This window comes from Pelomonas sp. KK5 (genome assembly GCF_001984095.1).
In the GTDB taxonomy this organism is placed as follows: Bacteria; Pseudomonadota; Gammaproteobacteria; order Burkholderiales; family Burkholderiaceae_C; genus KK5.
Map to the genome: position 1 here is coordinate 1 of NZ_LYVQ01000152.1, position 15,992 is coordinate 15,992.

A 15,992-nucleotide genomic window follows, 5' to 3' on the forward strand; every position below is an offset into this window, starting at 1 on the left:
CCCGAGTGCAGCGCCCCGATCCGTTCGGGCTGAGCCTGTCGAAGCCCTCGTCGTACACGGCCCTTCGACAGGCCTGTCCTGAGCTTGTCGAAGTGGCTCAGGGCGAACGGCCGGGGGCGTGTTTCATGGGTCGCGGGACGCTCGCAGCGCGGTGGAGCAACTGAAATGAGGCATGCGCGCGGACAGCGACTTCCGATTTCAGTGTTACGGGTCACTAGCTGCTGACGCGCAGGCGCGCAAAACTCGCCAGCGCCGCCAGGCCGGACGTGACGGCGCCCAGCGCCAGCGCGACCGAAGGCCCGTGCTGCAGCCCGGCGAGGTGGAAGCACAGCGCCACCAGCGCCGCGCCGCTGCTCTGCCCCAGCAGCCGGCACACGCCGATCACCCCGCTGGCGCCACCGCTGCGATGCGGCGGCGCGCTGGACATCAGCGCCTTCAGGTTGGGCGCCTGGAAGAAGCCGAAGCCGGCGCCGCACAAGGCCATCCACCCGACGATCGCGACGAGAGAGGGCTCCGCCGGCAGCAGCGCCAGCGCCGCCATGCCGGCCGCGAGCAGCGCCATGCCGATGCCGCCCAGCAGCCCCGGCGGATGGCGGTCCGACAGGCGGCCGGCCAGGGGCGCGGCCAGCGCCACGATCACCGGCCAGGCGGTCATCAGGTAGCCCGCGTGCGCGGCGTCGCGATGCATCACCTGCTCGAAGAAGAAGGGCAGCGAGACGAAGGCCAGGCCCTGGGTGGCGAAGGCGCACACCGCCGTCAGCGCCGACAGCGCGAACATCGGCCGGCGCAGCAGGTCCACCGGCAGCATCGGCGCCGCGTGGCCGCGCTGGCGGTGCAGCAGCGCCGCGCCGGCCGCCAGCGTCACCGCGATGGCCGGCAAGACCTGACCCCATGAGGCGAGCTGCGCCATCGAGCCCAGCGCGAAGATCAGCGCCGCGAAGCTGGCGGCCGTCAGCGCGGCGGTGATCGGGTCGAAGCCGTGCGGGCGCGGGGCGCTGGCCGGCAGCGCGGGCCAGGCGCAGGCGATCGCCAAGAGGCCCAGTGGCACGTTGATGCCGAACAGCCAGGGCCAGCTCGCCACGGACAGCAGCAGCGAGGCCACCGTCGGCCCGACCGCGAAGCCGATGCCCACCACCAGTGCATTCATGCCGACGCCGCGCCCCAGCCGCTGGGGCGGGTAGATCTGCCGGATCAGCGCGATGTTGACGCTCATCATCGCCCCGGCGCCGATGCCCTGCAGCGCCCGCGCCGCCGCCAGCAGCGTGACGCTGCCGGCCGCCATGCACAGGCCCGAGGCCACGGTGAACAGGGCGATGCCGCCGAGGAACACCCGGCGCGGGCCGACGACGTCGCCCAGGGCGGCGAAGGGCAGCATCGTCGCGACCACCGCAAGCTGGTAGGCATTGATGACCCAGATCGCGGCAGCGGCGGGCGACTGCAGGTCGGCGGCGATCGTCGGCAGCGCGACGTTGGCGATGGCCGTGTCCAGCGTGGCCAGCACCACACCCATCAGCACGGCCACCAGCGCACTGCGCTCGCGTGCGCTCAAGCCCAGCCCTGCTTCATCTTCCAGTTCCTCGCGCGACGACAACAACATCGATCCGGCACCCAAAAAGTCCAGCATCTTGCCGCGCCGTGCGCCGGCCCGCCCGCAGGCCGCACAACGACCTTCCGCCGCCATCGGGCATCGCTCCGCAGAGCGCCCTTTCGGACCCGATTCCTGCATCGAAGCTGACTGGAAGCCGACCAGCAAAGGTTAAGAAGTTCGACAGAAATGCGAAGGGTTCGCCCAGCGCCCGCACGATTCGTGACGCTTGTCACGGTCACGGCGTTGACATGGCCCGTCGAGAGACTGCGCCGCGTCGCGATGCATGCATCCGGCTCCAGGCAGCAACTCCTCGAACACGACACGTCGAAAGGTCGACCATGAAAAAACTGATCCTCGCCTCCGCGGCCCTGATGGCGGGCCTGCTGGCATCCGTCGGCGCCCAGGCCACCACCTTCAACTTCAGCTACAGCTTCGACGCCGCCAACACCGGCAACGGCGCTCCGGTGACCATCACCGGCAGCTTCGACGGCGACCTGGTCGGCAGCCTGATCTCCCAGATCAGCGATGCCAAGGTCTGGATCAACGGCACCGCCTTCGGCGGCCCGCTGCTGGTCGGTGGCGTCAATTCCACGACTGGTGCATTGGAAGGCGCCGCGGTGATCTCCACCGACGTGGCCAAGTCGAACTTCGCCATCCTCGACGGCGACAGCAACACCTACAACAACCTCTTCACGATCGCCGGCGGCCAGGCCTACGCCATCAACTACAACCTGCCGGACGCCCTGGGCAACCCGGTCAGCGGCGCCGAGACCGCCACCAACGCCCACTGGACCGTGACCGCCGCCGCCGTGCCCGAGCCCGCCAGCTACGCGCTGATGGCCGCCGGCCTCGTCCTCATCGGCGCCACCTCGCTGCGCCGCCGCAAGATCTGACCCCGGAGCCCGTCATCATGATGAAAAAGCACCCCCAGCTCGCCGCCGTCTCCGCCGCCGTCGCCCTGCTCGCCGCCTGGATGCCGGCGCAGGCCGCCGTGTCCGTCAAGGGCATCGTCGCCGGCACCTTGTTCACCGCCCCGGTGATCGCCGACAGCCCGGCCCAGGCCACCAGCGGCCAGACCGCCGCTTCCGTCTACGCCGGCGCCACCGTCTGCTTCGACGCCAACAACAACGGCGTCTGCGATGCCGGTGAAGTCTCTGCCATCACCAAGGCCGACGGCAGCTTCCTGATCTCCAGCCGCGTCGCCGCGCCGCTGATCGCCGACATCTCCACCGCCGCCACCAACAACGGCAAGCCGGTGACCCAGCACCTGGTGCTGCGCGTCGCCGCCGACCAGATCGCCGCCGCCACCAAGAGCCCGCTGCTGCCGGCCGCCGTCGCCGTCACGCCGCTGTCCACCGAAGTGGTCCGCATGATGGAAGCCAACGGCACGAACTACGCCGCCGAAAGCACGGCGCTGGCCGGCCGCCTGGGCCTGTCCGTGGCCGAGGCGCTGGCCGACCCGGCCACGCTGGCTGGCAGCGCCCAGACCGCCGTGATGCAGGAATCGGTCGCCCTGACCAACCGCTGGGCCTATGCCTCCAAGCTGGTCGACCGCGGCGATGCCGCCTCCGTGCCGGCCGCCGAGCAGGTCGCGATGAACGTGGAAGGCATCCCGCGCTACGACCACATCTTCGTCGTGATGCTGGAGAACAAGGCCACCCTGTCGATCAAGGGCTCGGCCTACGCGCCCAACATCAACAAGTACCTCAGCGAAGGCAACCAGTTCACCAGCTACTTCGCCACCGGCAACCCGAGCGAGCCGAACTACACGGCCCTCGGCGGCGCCGACGACTGGGGCATCACCGACGACAACCAGTGGAACTGCGGCGCCACCGGCGCCAACGCCGTGCAGGACCTGCCGACGCCGGACAAGACCCAGCCGGGCCTGGCCAACTCGCCCTTCACCGCCACCTGCGCGCAGGCGACCAACCACAACATCACCGGCCGCGCCAACATCTTCAACGCGCTGTCCAAGGCCGGCCTGCAGTGGCGCACCTACAGCGAGTCGATGAACCCGGGCCAGGACTTCCGCACCGACTCGATCGCCGACAGCGCCGTCACCGCGATGGACTATGTCTACGCGCCCGGCACCGCCGGCAACAACAGCGCCGCCATCGGCAACCCGAACCTGCAGCTGCCGCTGCCCGCCGGCCTGTACAAGACCAAGCACCACCCGGGCATGGCCTACCAGAACGTGCGCAGCGAGCCCGGCTTCAAGGCCAACAACCGCACGCTGGGCGGCGGCCAGTGGGATGGCGCCATGCTGGCCGGCAGCAAGTACGCGATCCCGGCGGGCTATGACCTCGACCAGTTCGGCACCGACCTGCTCAGCGGCGACGTCGGCCAGCTGAACTTCGTCGTGCCCGACCAGTGCGACGACATGCACGGCATCAGCGTCCCCGGCACCGACAAGAGCACCGGCAAGGCCGGCACCGCCAGCGACTGCTCGAGCGTCTCCAACGCGGTCTCGCCGACGGCCGTCTCGCCGATCATCACGCGCGGCGACAACTACGTGAAGGTGCTGGTCGACAAGATCCAGGCTTCGCCGCTGTGGCGCAACCCGAACAAGCGCGTCGCCATCGTCATCATGTTCGACGAAGGCAACGCCACCTCGGGCTTCAACTCCTGCTGCGGCTGGAACCCGGTCAGCACGAACGTGGACGCCCCGCTGGTCAACGGCGGCGGCGCCACCTCGCGCGACGCCACGATCGCCGGCTACGGCTCGGGCAACAAGGGCCACGGCGAGTCGATCTTCGGCCTGCTGACCAACCAGGCTTCGGCCCCGAAGGGCCTGGTGGACAGCGACTACTACAGCCACTTCTCCTTCGTGCGCACGCTGCAGGACATGTTCGGCCTGGCCGATCCGGCCGATCCGTTCTCGTACATGAACCGCTCGAAGTACACGCAGGCCTTCATCGCGTCGAACCTGGCCCTGCTGCCGGAATACGCGGGCAGCGCCGACGCGCACTTCGACTCGGTCCGTCCGATGAACCACAGCTACGTGTTCCCGACGACCTACACGCAGCGCCAGTCGGGCGACGTGAACACCGCCGCCCAGACGGGCCCGGATGCGACGCAGGTGAACCTCTGGTCGCTGAAGTAATCCGTTAGTCGTACTGACGGCCGGCGCCTCGTCCGAGGCGCCGGCTTTTCGTCATTGAGGAGTCCAGGAAATGATTCGCAGCCTGTTGCTGCTTGCCCTCGCGGCGATCTCCACGCTCTGCCATGCGCAGGCCCCGCTGAGCATCCAGGCCCAGGTCGGCGCCCTGATGTTCGTCGACAAGTCGCTCTCGGGCTCGGGAAAGATGTCCTGCGCGAGCTGCCACGACCCGGCCAACCACTACGCCCCAGCCAACGACCTGCGCGTGCAGCTCGGCGGCCCGCACCTGAACAAGCCCGGCACGCGCGCCGTGCCCACGCTGACCTACAAGAACTACACCCCCGCCTACGCCGACCTGGCCGACAACCCGGACGGCGTGAGCCCGCCCGGCCCCGGCGGCGGCTTCGCCTGGGACGGCCGCGCCGGCACGCTGGCCGAGCAGGCGCAGATCCCGCTGCTGTCGCCGATCGAGATGGCGAACCGCAGCGCGGCCGATGTCGTTGCCAAGCTGAGGAAGTCGGCCTACGCGCCGCTGTTCCTGCAGGCCTTCGGTGAGCACGCCTTCGACAAGCCGGCGCTGGCCTTCGCCCATGCGATGGACGCGCTGCAGGCCTTCCAGATGGAGGACCCGAGCTTCCACCCGTACAGCAGCAAGTACGACCTGTATGCCGGCAACAAGATCGGCGGCGAGCTGACCAAGGCCGAGATCCGCGGCTTCGCGGTGTTCCAGGACCCGAACCGCGGCAACTGCGCGGCCTGCCACTACAGCGGCGCCGGCGTCGGCGGCAGCGTGGCGCAGTTCACCGACTATTCCTACTCGGCCATCGGCGTCCCGCATCGCAAGGGGTCAGGTGTTGACCTCGGCATCTGCGGCCGCGCCGATCACCCGAAGAGCCCCGAGCTCTGCGGCATGTTCAAGGCGCCGACGCTGCGCAACGCGGCCACGCGCAAGTCCTTCTTCCACAACGGCCAGATCGCCTCGCTGGAGGAGGCCGTGCGCTTCTACGCCACGCGCGACACCAACCCGGAGCGCTGGTACCCCACCGTCAAGGGCAAGGTGCAGAAGTTCAACGACCTGCCGAAGAAGTACCACGGCAACATCGACGCCCAGATGCCGCTGGACGGCCGCGCCGCCGGCAGCCAGCCGCCGATGAGCGAGCAGGACATCCAGGACCTGCTGGCCTTCCTGAACACGCTGACCGACGGCTACCAGCCGCCGAAGACGGAGGACGCCCTGGCGCCCGCGCTGGAGCGCATGCTCGCGCAGCGCGGCGAGATCTGCGTGGCCAAGCCGAACTGGCCGATCGACGTCAACGCGCGCGACGTGGCGGCGCGCACGCGCAACGCGATCCAGCTGCCGGTGCTGGAGAAGGAAGGCCTGGTGGTCGGGCAGGACGGCTATGTCGACTGGCGCGACGACGAGCACAAGGAAGTCGAGCGCGTGCCGACGCGGCGCTACGAGCTCACCGCCGCCGGCCGCCGGGCGATGAAGCCGGCGACCGACGGCAAGCCGGACCTCTGCGGTGGCCGGCTGGAACTGGACCGCATCGTGAAGATCAGCGGCGACAAGGCGGACCGCGCCAGCGTCCAGTACCTCTACCGCTTCAAGGCCGAGCCCTGGGTACAGGCCGAGGCGGTGCGGCGGGTGTTCCCGATGCTGGACGCGCTGCTGCAGGGCGAGGGCCGCATGGAGATGCAGCAGGGCTTCCACCTGGAAGGCGCGGCCTGGGTGGCCGACAGCACGGTGGAGCCCGCGCGATGACGATGATGATGAAGGTGAGCGCAAGGCTGAACCTGCCCGGCGTGATGCCGGTGCTGGCGGTGCTGAACGAGGTGCTGTCGCCCGAGGAATGCGCGGCGCTGATCGAGCTGGCGCGGCCCCGGCTCGCGCCCTCGACGCTGGTGGACCCGGCCAGCGGCATGTCGGTCGTCAGCGGCCAGCGGCAGAGCCTTGGCATGTTCTTCCGCCCGGGCGAGAACGACTTGGTCGCTCGCATCGACGAACGCTTCGCCGCGCTGACCGGCCTGCCCGCCTCGCACGGCGAGGGCCTGCAGATCCTGCACTACCCGACCGGCGCCGGCAGCGCGCCGCACTACGACTGGCTGCAGCCCAACAGCGCCACCAACCAGGCCTCGCTCGCCCGCAGCGGCCAGCGCATCGCCACGCTGGTGGCCTATCTCAACGACGTGCCCGCCGGCGGCGAGACGGCCTTCCCCGAACTCGGCTGGAGCGTCACGCCGCAGCGCGGCAGCGCCGTCTACTTCCAGTCCTGCGACGGCAAGGGGCAGCTCTACCCGGCGTCGGTCCACCACAGCCTGCCGGTGACGCAGGGCGAGAAGTGGGTGGCGACGAAGTGGACGCGGACCCGGCCCTTCGTCAGCGCGTAGCGCGCGCCTCACTCATCAAGACTTGTGATGCGCGCCGCCTGCCTGGGCGACTAGTGTTACGCCGTCGGTTCAAGCCGGCGGTTGCACTCGTCATCATCCAACAGGCCCCGGGAGGTTCCATGCGGATCCGCATCCATTCCATGCTCCTCGTTCTGTCGACGCTGCCCCTGTTCGTCGGCTGCGCGTCCTTCCGCGCGGGCTTCAACGAGGCCGCCAGCAAGGAGGCCAGCGAGCAGTACGAATCCGTCGACCGGCACAGCAGCTACCCGGTCATCCGCCGGAACAACTTCGAGCAGGTGAACCTGCTGGAGATGGTCGACCCGACGCTGCAGTCCGCCAGGAACGGCGTGACGAGCTGGGACGACAGCAGCAAGATCAACTATGGCCGCCAGTACGACCTGACGTTCGCGTGGTTCCGCACGGACGCCGGCCGGACCGATGAGCAGAAGGCCCTGGTGCGCGACGGGGTGCAGGACAAGATCCTGGCCGTCTCCACCTCGCGCTGCAACGTCTTCAAGACCTTCCTGCGCCGGCAGCAGACGGACGTGAACTTCACGCTGGGCGCGTTGACGACCGTCACCGGCGTGCTCGGGGCCCTGCTGCCGGGGCCGCGCGCCGCGAGCAATCTCGCGGGCACGGCGGGCATCTTCAGCGGCATCCAGGCCGAGTACAACCAGTCGTACTTCAGCAACCTGGCGGCGCACGTGATCGTGCAGGCGATCGAGCTGCGGCAGAACCGCCTCAAGAAGGAGCTGATGGACGGCCGCAAGGGCAAGAGCATCAAGGACTATTCGCTGGAAGCGGCGATCAACGACGCCATCGTCATCGACGGCAACTGCTCGGCGCTGGCGGGCCTGATGGAGGCGCAGGACTCGATCAAGGAGGTGGAGACGCCCGGGCTGGCCATGGCCGCGCGCGCGATGACGAGTGCGAAGGCACTGCAGGAACTCGCCGCCAAGCCCGTCAGCGAGCGACAGGCCGACGGCAGCCTCGACAAGCTGCTGGCCGCGGCCGGGGCCAACGTGCCGTCCCTGCTGGTGACCTCCGGCAAGCCGGCAGCGAGCGATGGCCTCGGCCTCGAAGTCCTCGGGGCGACCGGCCTGGCGGATGCCCTCACGAAGTACGTGGGCCAGCAGGCCGACACCGTGGGCGCGGCCTTCGCCCGCAACCGCAAGGCGGCGCTGGCGGCCGGGCAGACGAGCGTGCTGGACGCTGATGCCGTGAGCAAGAGGTTCAAGGCACTGGCGCTGGGCAAGCTCGGGCTCGACGGCACCGGGACGGGCGAGCCCTTCAAGACCTGCGCCGCCCAGGTGACGAGCACGGCCAGCAGCCTGGCCGCGCGGATGAGCGAGCTGGCAACCACGCAAGGCAACGACGCGGAAATCAGCAAGGCGACGAACGCCAGGGATGTGGCCGCGGCGCGGGTGAAGCTGACGCTCGCGCAGGTGACCGCGGTCAAGGCGGAAGCCCAGGCGCAAGTCAGCACAGCAGCGGCGGCGGCCATCACCGGCCTTCCCACCTCGGCCGCGGGCATCGCGACGCTGACGGACGCGCAGTTGACAACGACCTTCAACGGGCTGCCCGCGGTGAGTGCGGCGGGGATCAGGGCGAGTTGCAGCTAGGGCCTGATCCCGCCAGCCGCCTGCCCGGCCGCATCACCTCGGCCGAACCCCTTGGTCCAGGATGTCCGACCCGTAGTACTGAAGAAACTTCTTGCGGACCAAGCCGGTTTGCACGGCCTCCTCCAGCAGGGACTTGAGGGCGTGACGGTCGGGCTCGCTCAGGGAGCTGGTGGAGATGTAGGCCCCGGCATCGCCCCACGGCAGTTCGTCGATCGCCTCGAAGCGAAGCTTCTTCAGGAGGTGGGTGAATCGCCCATCGGCCCGGATGACGCCGACAAGGATGGACGGGACCATGATCGAGATGCAGTCCGGTCGCGTTGCCAGCGTTCGTGCCACGGCGAGCGGGTCGGGTTCGTACCAGACCCTGCCCAGCGATTCGAGCTTGGCCACCAGCTCGTCATAGGCCTTGCCGTAGGTGAAGCCTCGCACCAGAACGACCTTCAGGCTCGGCTGGTCCAGCAGGCCCTGCACCGAGTGCAAGGGCGGGTGGTCGCCCTTGAGCGAGATCAGCATGGCGCGGCTGTAGATCAGCGGCACGAAGACACCGCTGGAATCCCGTCTCGGCGCCCTTGTCGCGGGGATGAGGAGGTCGGCACCACCTGTGTTGAACATCAGTTCCAGGCGAGCACGAGGCACCAGCGCGATCTCGAAGCTGCACTGGCCACTGGCCTGAATGCTTCGCAGGATGTCGGGATAGATGCCGCCGGCGACCGCATCCTTGCCGGCGATGACACCCAGGCCCGCGACGGCGACCGGCACACGAATGGTCCGCGAACAGATCGCGCTGCTCAGGCCAGGTGCCAGCAGCAGGCAGGTCAACAGGAGTCGCAGCCAGAATGGATGCATGGGTCAGGGACCTGCCGATCGTGCCCGACGCCGTCCACGTGGCGGCATCATGCGGTCGTTGGATGGATCATCGGCTCTGCACATGCCCGACAGAATACATGCAGCCCGGCGAGCGTCGATGCCCGGGCCCGCGGACTGGCAGGGCAGCAAGCGCTGCCCCATCAGCGCCCTGCTACTCGACGTTCGCCTCACGCAGCGTCTGCACCACCGGCCGGCGCAGCACGCCGCGCAGGCTCCACCAGCCCGCCGCCTGCGCCAGCAGCGCGCCGGCCACCGCGGCGAACAGCGGCACCCAGGGATCGGGCTGCCAGCTGAAGTCGAAGACGTAGCGGGTCAGCAGCCCGGCCAGCACGATGGCAACGCCGCCGGCCAGGAAGCCGGCCAGCGCGCCGACGCCCAGCAGCTCCGCCCGCTGCACCTGGGCCAGCAGCTTCGAGCCGGCGCCGAAGGCCCGCATCAGCGCGAACTCGCGGGTGCGCGCGTCGCGGGTGCTGGCCACCGAGGCCAGCAGCACCACCAGGCCGGTGGCCAGCGTGAAGGCGAACAGGAACTGCACCGCCTGGATCACCTGGTCCACCACCTTCTGGATCTGGTTCAGCTGGGCCGACACGTCCACCACGGTCAGGTTCGGGAAGTCGTGGCTCAAGTCACGGTCCAGTGAATTGAGGCCGGCGACCGGCGGCGGCGCCTTGAAGGCGGTGATGAAGGTGCTGGGCAGTTCGGGCATCTCGGCGCGCGGGTACAGCGCGTAGAAGTTCACCCGCATCGAGGCCCAGTCGACCTTGCGCAGGCTGGTGATGCGGCTCTCGATGAGCTGGCCGGCCACGTCGAAGCGCAGCACGTCGCCGAGCTTGAGCTTGAGCGTGTCGGCAAGGCCCGCCTCGATGCTGATGCCGTCCTTCTCCTCCTCGGTCCACTGGCCGCCGACGAGCAGGTTGTGGTCGGGCAGCGTGGCGCTGTGGCTGAGGTTGAACTCGCGGTCGATCAGCGCGCGGGCGCGTTCGTCCTTGTAGGCGCCGGGCTTGACCTCGGCGCCGTTGATGGCCACCAGCCGGCCGCGGATCATCGGATACCAGTCGTAGCCCTTCACTCCGGCGGCATCGAGCTTGCCGCGGAAGGCCTCGCCCTGGTCCGGCTGGATGTTGATGACGAAGCGGTTGGGCGCGTTCTCGGGCGTGGCCTTGCGCCAGCTGTCGATCAGGTCGGTGCGCAGCAGCACCAGCAGCGCCAGCGCCAGCAGCCCGACCGCCAGCGAGGCCACCTGCACCACCGCGAAGGCCGGCCGCGAGGCCATCTGCCGCGTGGCCAGCAGCAGCCAGCGCGGCGCACCCGCCTGCGGCACCAGGCGGCGCAGCAGCAGCACGGCGAGCCAGGCCAGCAGCGCGAACAGGCCCAGCGCCGCGCCGAAGCCGGCCGAGGCGATCAGGCCCAGCGCCGGCTCGCCGGCCAGCGCCAGCAGGATCAGCGCGAAGCCGATCACGCCCGAGGCCAGCACCAGCAACGAGCCGGCCTTGAGCCCGCCCAGGTCGCGCCGGATCACCCGCAGCGCCGGCACCGAGGCCAGTTGCAGCACCGGCGGCAGGCCGAAGCCGGCCAGCAGCGCCAGGCCCAGGCCGATGCCCAGCAGCGCGGGCCAGAATCCCGGCGCGGGCAGGTCCACCGTGACGAGGCCGGACAGCAGGCCCAGGAAGACATAGTGCAGCGCCAGCCCCAGCAGCACGCCGATCAGGCTGGCCGTTAGCCCCGCGGCGCCGAACTCCAGCGAATAGGCCCAGGCAATGCGCCGCTGCGGCTGCCCCAGCACGCGCAGCATCGCGCAGTCGTCCAGGTGGCGCGAGGCGAAATCGCGCGCCGACAGGGCCACCGCCACCGCCGCCAGCAGCGCCGACAGCATCGCCACCAGGCGCAGGAACTTGGTGGCGCGGTCCAGCGTCTGGCGCATCTCGGGCCGGCCGTTCTCCAGCGATTCGAGCCGCACGCCGCGGGCGCCCTGCCCTTCGATCGTGGCCTTGGCCTCGGTGACGAACTGGCCGACCCTGGCCGCCTGGCCGGCCGGCGCGGCCACCGCGAGGCGGTAGGTCACGCGGCTGGCCGGCTGGACCAGCGCGGTGGCGGCGAGGTCGGCATTGTTGAGCATCACCCGCGGTGCGAAGCTGGCGAAGCCGGCGCCGCGGTCGGGCTCGGTGGCGATGATGCCGCCGATCTTCAGCGTGGCGTCGCCCAGCAGCAGCGGGTCGCCGGCCTTCAGGCCCAGGCCGTCGAGCACGGCGGCATCGGCCCACACCTCGCCGGCCTTCGGCGCGCCGGCGGTGCGGCCGTCGGCCAGCACCATGCGGCCGCGCAGCGGATAGGCGGCATCGACCGCCTTGATCATCACCAGCCGGCTGGCGCCGCCCTGGGCATCGGTGGCGCGGGCCATGCTCGGGAAGGTGACGCTGCGCATCTGCTGCAGGCCCAGCCTGGTGGCCAGTTCCGCAAGCGGCGCGGGGGTCGGCTGGTCGCTGGCGACCAGCGCATCGCCACCGAGCAGCGCGGCGGCGTCGCGGCGCAGGCCCTGGTCCAGCCGGTCGGACAGGAAGCTCACCGCGCACAGCGCCGCGACGGCGAGGCTGACGGCCAGGATCAGCAGCCGCAGTTCGCCCGAGCGCCAGTCGCGCCAGAGCTGGCGCCAGGCCATCTGGAAGACCGAGGGTGGGCGATGGCGGATGGCAGTGCTCGATGTCATGCCGGCACTGTAGTCGCTGTGGCGCTCAGTCGTCCCGTCGGACTTCATAGCTGGTGAGCTCGGTCCGCCGGAGGTCGGGCGCGCCCTTCTCCGGATACCAGGTCTCGTCCAGCGCCACGTAGACGTGGGCCTTGGGTGCGTACCAGTAGACGATCTTCTGGCTCGCGATCCAGCGCTCGTGGCTGTTCGCATTGACGCCCGCCACCCGGGCATCGCGTTCGACGCGGTAGGCCTGGAATTCGCCGGCGGGCACCTTCACCAGTTCCAGGCCCTTCACGACGATGGTGCCCTTGTACTGCTGCTCGTACTCGCGACCGTCCACCCGCCGGGCCTGCTCCCGATAGGCGAAGCTCTCCTTGTGCCCCGCCGCCATCTTCTTCGGATAGAGCACCGCCATGTCGGTGAAGGTGCGACTGGCATAGACCGAGTTGACGAGCTGGCGGTAGTTGCCCTCGGGCGAGAGCACCGTCTTGCTGCCGCTCATCAGGTCCCCGTTGGGCAGGACCTTGGTGATCTTGCGGGACCAGTTCTCGATGACCTCGCCCTTGTACTTGTCGATCACCTGGTAGTTCCAGCGGTCGCCGAGGCTGATGCCATAGGCGTTGGCGGGTGCCTCGTGCGCCGGCGCCGGCGCCGGCGCGGAGGCCGGCAGCGGGCGCAGGCTCGCCGTCTGCGTCGGCTTGCCGTTGCCGCTGCTGCTGGCTTCGAGCCGGGCCAGCTTGTCGCGTGCCAGGGCCGCGAACTGCCCCTGCGGGAAGCGGGACAGGAAGGCCCGCATGTCCAGCGCCTGGTCCGAATCCTTCACCAGCGCCCACATGGACTTCTCGAGCGCCACGTCGGCCCGCTCCGCCGCGACCGGCGGGATGAAATAGAAATCGCCCTCCAGCGAGGTGGCTTCCCAGGGCACCTGCTTGCCCTCGGAATCGCGCCGCACGGCCGTGCGCACCTTCTTGAACACATCCTCCAACTTGGCGCCGGGCACGCGGAGTTCGGTCAGCAGGTGCTCGGTGTACAGGCCGTTGGCCCGCAGGCCGTCGCTGGCGACCGAGCCCGGCGCCGTCGCGAAGGCCACCAGCGTGCCCACCGGCGCGTCCATCTGCGCCAGCCCCTGCTGCGCGCTGCGGAAGCTGCGCGCGAACGGGTTGTTGCGGCAGGCGTCGAGGATCAGGATGTTGGTGCCGTTGCCTGCCGCGTCCATCTTGTCGAGCACCGCCTGCGCGTCGATGGCCGCGTAGGCCACCTCGTCTTCCCGCTCGATCGTGCTGGCCACGGGGATCAGGTAGTTGCGCCCCTTGATCTGCATGCCGTGCCCGGCGAAGAAGAACAGCCCCACGCCGCCGTGGCGCAGCTGGTCGCCGAACTCGCGGATGCGGGCCTGCATCTCCCTGACATCGGCGTTCTCCCGCAGCGTCACCTTGAAACCGGCGCCGCGCAGGGCCTCGGCCATCGTGCGCGCGTCGTTGGTCGGATTGCTCAGCGGCGCATCCTTGTAGGCGCCGTTGCCGATCACGAGGGCCACCCGCTGGGAGGATCCGGCGGGCACCGCGGATGCTGCCGGCGGCGCCGCCGTGGCGGCGGCACAGCACAGCAGGCCCGACAGGAGGCACGACATCGCACCCGCAAGTTTCCTCATGGACCTCTCCGGTCGACCGGGTCATGGTTCGCCGTTTGATGATAGCGATGCGCGGCGACAGGGAATAAATCGGCGGCTGCGGCGGTATGCCATTGCATCAACACCCTTGTGGAGCCCACTTCGATGCAACGCCGTGACTTTCTCCAGCTGGCCGCCCTCGGCGGCGGCGCCGTCTCAATCGCCGGTCTCGCCGGCTGCGCCCATCGCGCCGAAGCGAAGCAGGACGAGTTCTACTTCGTCCAGCTCTCCGACATCCACTGGGGCTTCAGCGGCGCGCCGAACCCCGATGCGCGCGGCACGCTGCCCAAGGCGGTGGCCGCCGTCAACGCGCTGCCCGAGCCGCCGGACTTCATCGTCTTCACCGGCGACCTGACCCACACCACCGACAACCCGGACGAGCGCCGCCGCCGCATGCTGGAGTTCAAGCAGCAGATCGCGCCGCTGAAGACGCAGACGCTGCGCTTCATGCCCGGCGAGCACGACGCGGCGCTGGACCGCGGCGCGATCTTCAAGGAGCTGTTCGGGCCGACCTACTACCGCTTCGACCACAAGGGCGTGCACTTCATGGCGCTGGACAACGTCTCGGACCGCGGCACCTCGCTGGGCGCCGAGCAGCTCGACTGGATGAAGGCCGAGCTGGCCAAGCTGGACCCGCAGGCGCCGCTGGTCGTGTTCGCGCACCGGCCGCTGTTCCCGCTGGTGCCGCGCTGGGACTGGCACACCCGCGACGGCGCCGAGGCGCTGGCGCTGCTGGAGCCGCACCAGCACGTCACCGTCTTCTACGGCCACATCCACCAGGAGCATCACCAGCAGACCGGCCGCATCGCCCACCATTCGGCACGCTCGCTGATGTTCCCGCTGCCCGCGCCGGGCACCGCCGAGAAGCCGGCGCCGCTGCCCTGGGACCCGGCGGCGCCCTACCGCGGCCTGGGCTGGCGCGGCATCGAGCAGGAGCCGGACGGCCGCAGCCAGCTGGCCGAGCATCCGATCGCCGGAGGTGCCTCGGCATGATCACCCAACGCCGCTCATGTATTGCGTTAGCTGCACTGACCGTGCTGGGCCTGGCCCGCGCCCAGGCCGCGCCGCGCACGATCGAGATCACGGCCCAGCGCTTCCGCTTCGCGCCGCGGGTCATCGCGCTGAAGCTCGGCGAGCCGGTGCTGCTGAAGCTGACGGCGCTGGACTTCCCGCATGGCTTCTACCTGCCGGACTTCGAGCGCCGCATCGACCTGGTGCCCGGCCGGGCCGTGGAATTCGCCTTCACGCCGACCCGCGCTGGCACACTGCACTTCCTCTGCGACAACTTCTGCGGCGAAGGCCACGAGGGCATGGACGGCCGCTTCGAGATCCAATGACGCCAGGCCGGCACTTCGAGACCGCCGTGCTGCCGCATCTCGATGCGGCGCACAACCTCGCGCGCTGGCTGCTGCGCGACGCGGCTGCGGCCGAGGATGCGGTGCAGGAGGCCGCGCTGCGGGCGCTGCGCTACCTGGGCAGCCTGCGCGCGGGCGAGGACGCGCGGCCCTGGTTCCTGGCGATCGTGCGCAACTGCTGCTTCAGTGCGCTGGAGCGCCGCGGCGCGGAGCCGGGCGCGCTGGATGACGATGAATGGGAGGCGCTGCCCGGCAGCGCGCACGAGCCGACGCAAGCGCTGGACCGCCGGCGTGAGCGCGAGGCGGTGGACGCGGCGATCGCGGCGCTGCCGCCGCTGCTGCGCGAGATGATCGTGCTGCGCGAGCTGGAGGAACTGGACTACCGCAGCATCGCCCAGGTCGCGGGCGTGCCGATCGGCACCGTGATGTCGCGCCTGTCGCGCGGGCGCGCGCGGCTGAAGGAACTGCTGACGCTGGCGGGCTGGCCCTGAGACCATGAGCACCACATGAACGACGAGGAACTGAGCCGACTGCTCCATCGCCACGCCACTCGCCACCCGGCGAGCGAGGCGCTGCGCGCGGCCGTGCGCACGCAGGCTGCGCTGCACAGCGCCGCCACCGACGCCCCCGCGCCGCTGCCGCCGCGCCGCCGGCTGCTCGTCGGCCTGGGGCTGGCGAGCGCGGGCGTGCTGGCAGGCGTGGCGGGCACGCTCGGCG

At 70.1% G+C, this 15,992-nt stretch carries 12 protein-coding genes and 1 pseudogene; 9 read left to right on the forward strand and 4 right to left on the reverse strand.

The genetic code is table 11. The annotated features are described in order from the left end of the window. Nucleotides 1-214: 214 nt before the first annotated feature. Nucleotides 215-1,549, reverse strand: a complete 1,335-nt coding sequence (locus B0W88_RS21340; protein WP_077036648.1) for an MFS transporter — start codon at nucleotides 1,547-1,549, stop codon at nucleotides 215-217. 377 nt (nucleotides 1,550-1,926) lie between these two features. Between B0W88_RS21340 and B0W88_RS21345 the strand changes: the two genes are divergently transcribed. From B0W88_RS21345 to B0W88_RS21365, 5 genes are all read left to right on the forward strand, one after another. Then, nucleotides 1,927-2,481 (forward strand): PEP-CTERM sorting domain-containing protein, encoded by a 555-nt coding sequence (locus B0W88_RS21345; protein WP_158080905.1) that lies wholly within the window; start codon nucleotides 1,927-1,929, stop codon nucleotides 2,479-2,481. Nucleotides 2,482-2,498: 17 nt separating this feature from the next. Beyond that, nucleotides 2,499-4,691 carry a phosphoesterase gene (locus B0W88_RS21350; RefSeq protein ID WP_144006873.1) on the forward strand — a complete coding sequence of 731 codons (2,193 nt, stop codon included), beginning with the start codon at nucleotides 2,499-2,501 and terminating at the stop codon, nucleotides 4,689-4,691. Between the two features lie 70 nt (nucleotides 4,692-4,761). Beyond that, complete coding sequence (locus B0W88_RS21355) at nucleotides 4,762-6,450, forward strand: cytochrome c peroxidase (RefSeq protein WP_077036650.1); 1,689 nt, start codon at nucleotides 4,762-4,764, stop codon at nucleotides 6,448-6,450. Next, nucleotides 6,447-7,076 (forward strand): 2OG-Fe(II) oxygenase, encoded by a 630-nt coding sequence (locus B0W88_RS21360; RefSeq protein ID WP_077036651.1) that lies wholly within the window; start codon nucleotides 6,447-6,449, stop codon nucleotides 7,074-7,076. Before B0W88_RS21355 ends, B0W88_RS21360 begins: the two co-directional genes overlap by 4 nt. 140 nt (nucleotides 7,077-7,216) lie before the next feature. After that, on the forward strand, nucleotides 7,217-8,698 hold the full coding sequence (locus tag B0W88_RS21365; protein WP_144006874.1) for a hypothetical protein: 1,482 nt from the start codon (nucleotides 7,217-7,219) through the stop codon (nucleotides 8,696-8,698). Nucleotides 8,699-8,731: 33 nt separating this feature from the next. Here B0W88_RS21365 and B0W88_RS21370 read toward each other — a convergent pair whose 3' ends face one another. From B0W88_RS21370 to B0W88_RS21380, 3 genes are all read right to left on the reverse strand, one after another. Continuing rightward, nucleotides 8,732-9,544, reverse strand: coding sequence for a hypothetical protein (locus tag B0W88_RS21370; protein WP_077036653.1), 813 nt, complete (start codon nucleotides 9,542-9,544; stop codon nucleotides 8,732-8,734). A gap of 172 nt (nucleotides 9,545-9,716) precedes the next feature. Then, a complete protein-coding gene (locus B0W88_RS21375) occupies nucleotides 9,717-12,269 on the reverse strand; it encodes an ABC transporter permease (RefSeq protein WP_077036654.1) in 2,553 nt (850 codons plus the stop codon). Between the two features lie 25 nt (nucleotides 12,270-12,294). After that, nucleotides 12,295-13,902, reverse strand: coding sequence for a caspase family protein (locus tag B0W88_RS21380; protein ID WP_083748956.1), 1,608 nt, complete (start codon nucleotides 13,900-13,902; stop codon nucleotides 12,295-12,297). A gap of 123 nt (nucleotides 13,903-14,025) precedes the next feature. Here B0W88_RS21380 and B0W88_RS21385 point away from each other — a divergent pair, with 123 nt between their 5' ends. The 4 genes and pseudogenes from B0W88_RS21385 to B0W88_RS21400 all read left to right on the forward strand — a co-directional run. Beyond that, the gene (locus tag B0W88_RS21385) at nucleotides 14,026-14,913 is read left to right on the forward strand and encodes a metallophosphoesterase (protein ID WP_077036656.1); all 888 of its coding nucleotides are present in this window, start codon (nucleotides 14,026-14,028) and stop codon (nucleotides 14,911-14,913) included. Next, nucleotides 14,910-15,257 carry a cupredoxin domain-containing protein gene (locus tag B0W88_RS21390; RefSeq protein ID WP_077036657.1) on the forward strand — a complete coding sequence of 116 codons (348 nt, stop codon included), beginning with the start codon at nucleotides 14,910-14,912 and terminating at the stop codon, nucleotides 15,255-15,257. Before B0W88_RS21385 ends, B0W88_RS21390 begins: the two co-directional genes overlap by 4 nt. Further along, nucleotides 15,254-15,766, forward strand: coding sequence for a sigma-70 family RNA polymerase sigma factor (locus tag B0W88_RS21395; protein WP_077036658.1), 513 nt, complete (start codon nucleotides 15,254-15,256; stop codon nucleotides 15,764-15,766). The genes B0W88_RS21390 and B0W88_RS21395 overlap by 4 nt, the downstream gene beginning before the upstream one ends. Nucleotides 15,767-15,781: 15 nt before the next feature. Continuing rightward, nucleotides 15,782-15,992: pseudogene (locus tag B0W88_RS21400) on the forward strand (anti-sigma factor); the annotation flags it as partial.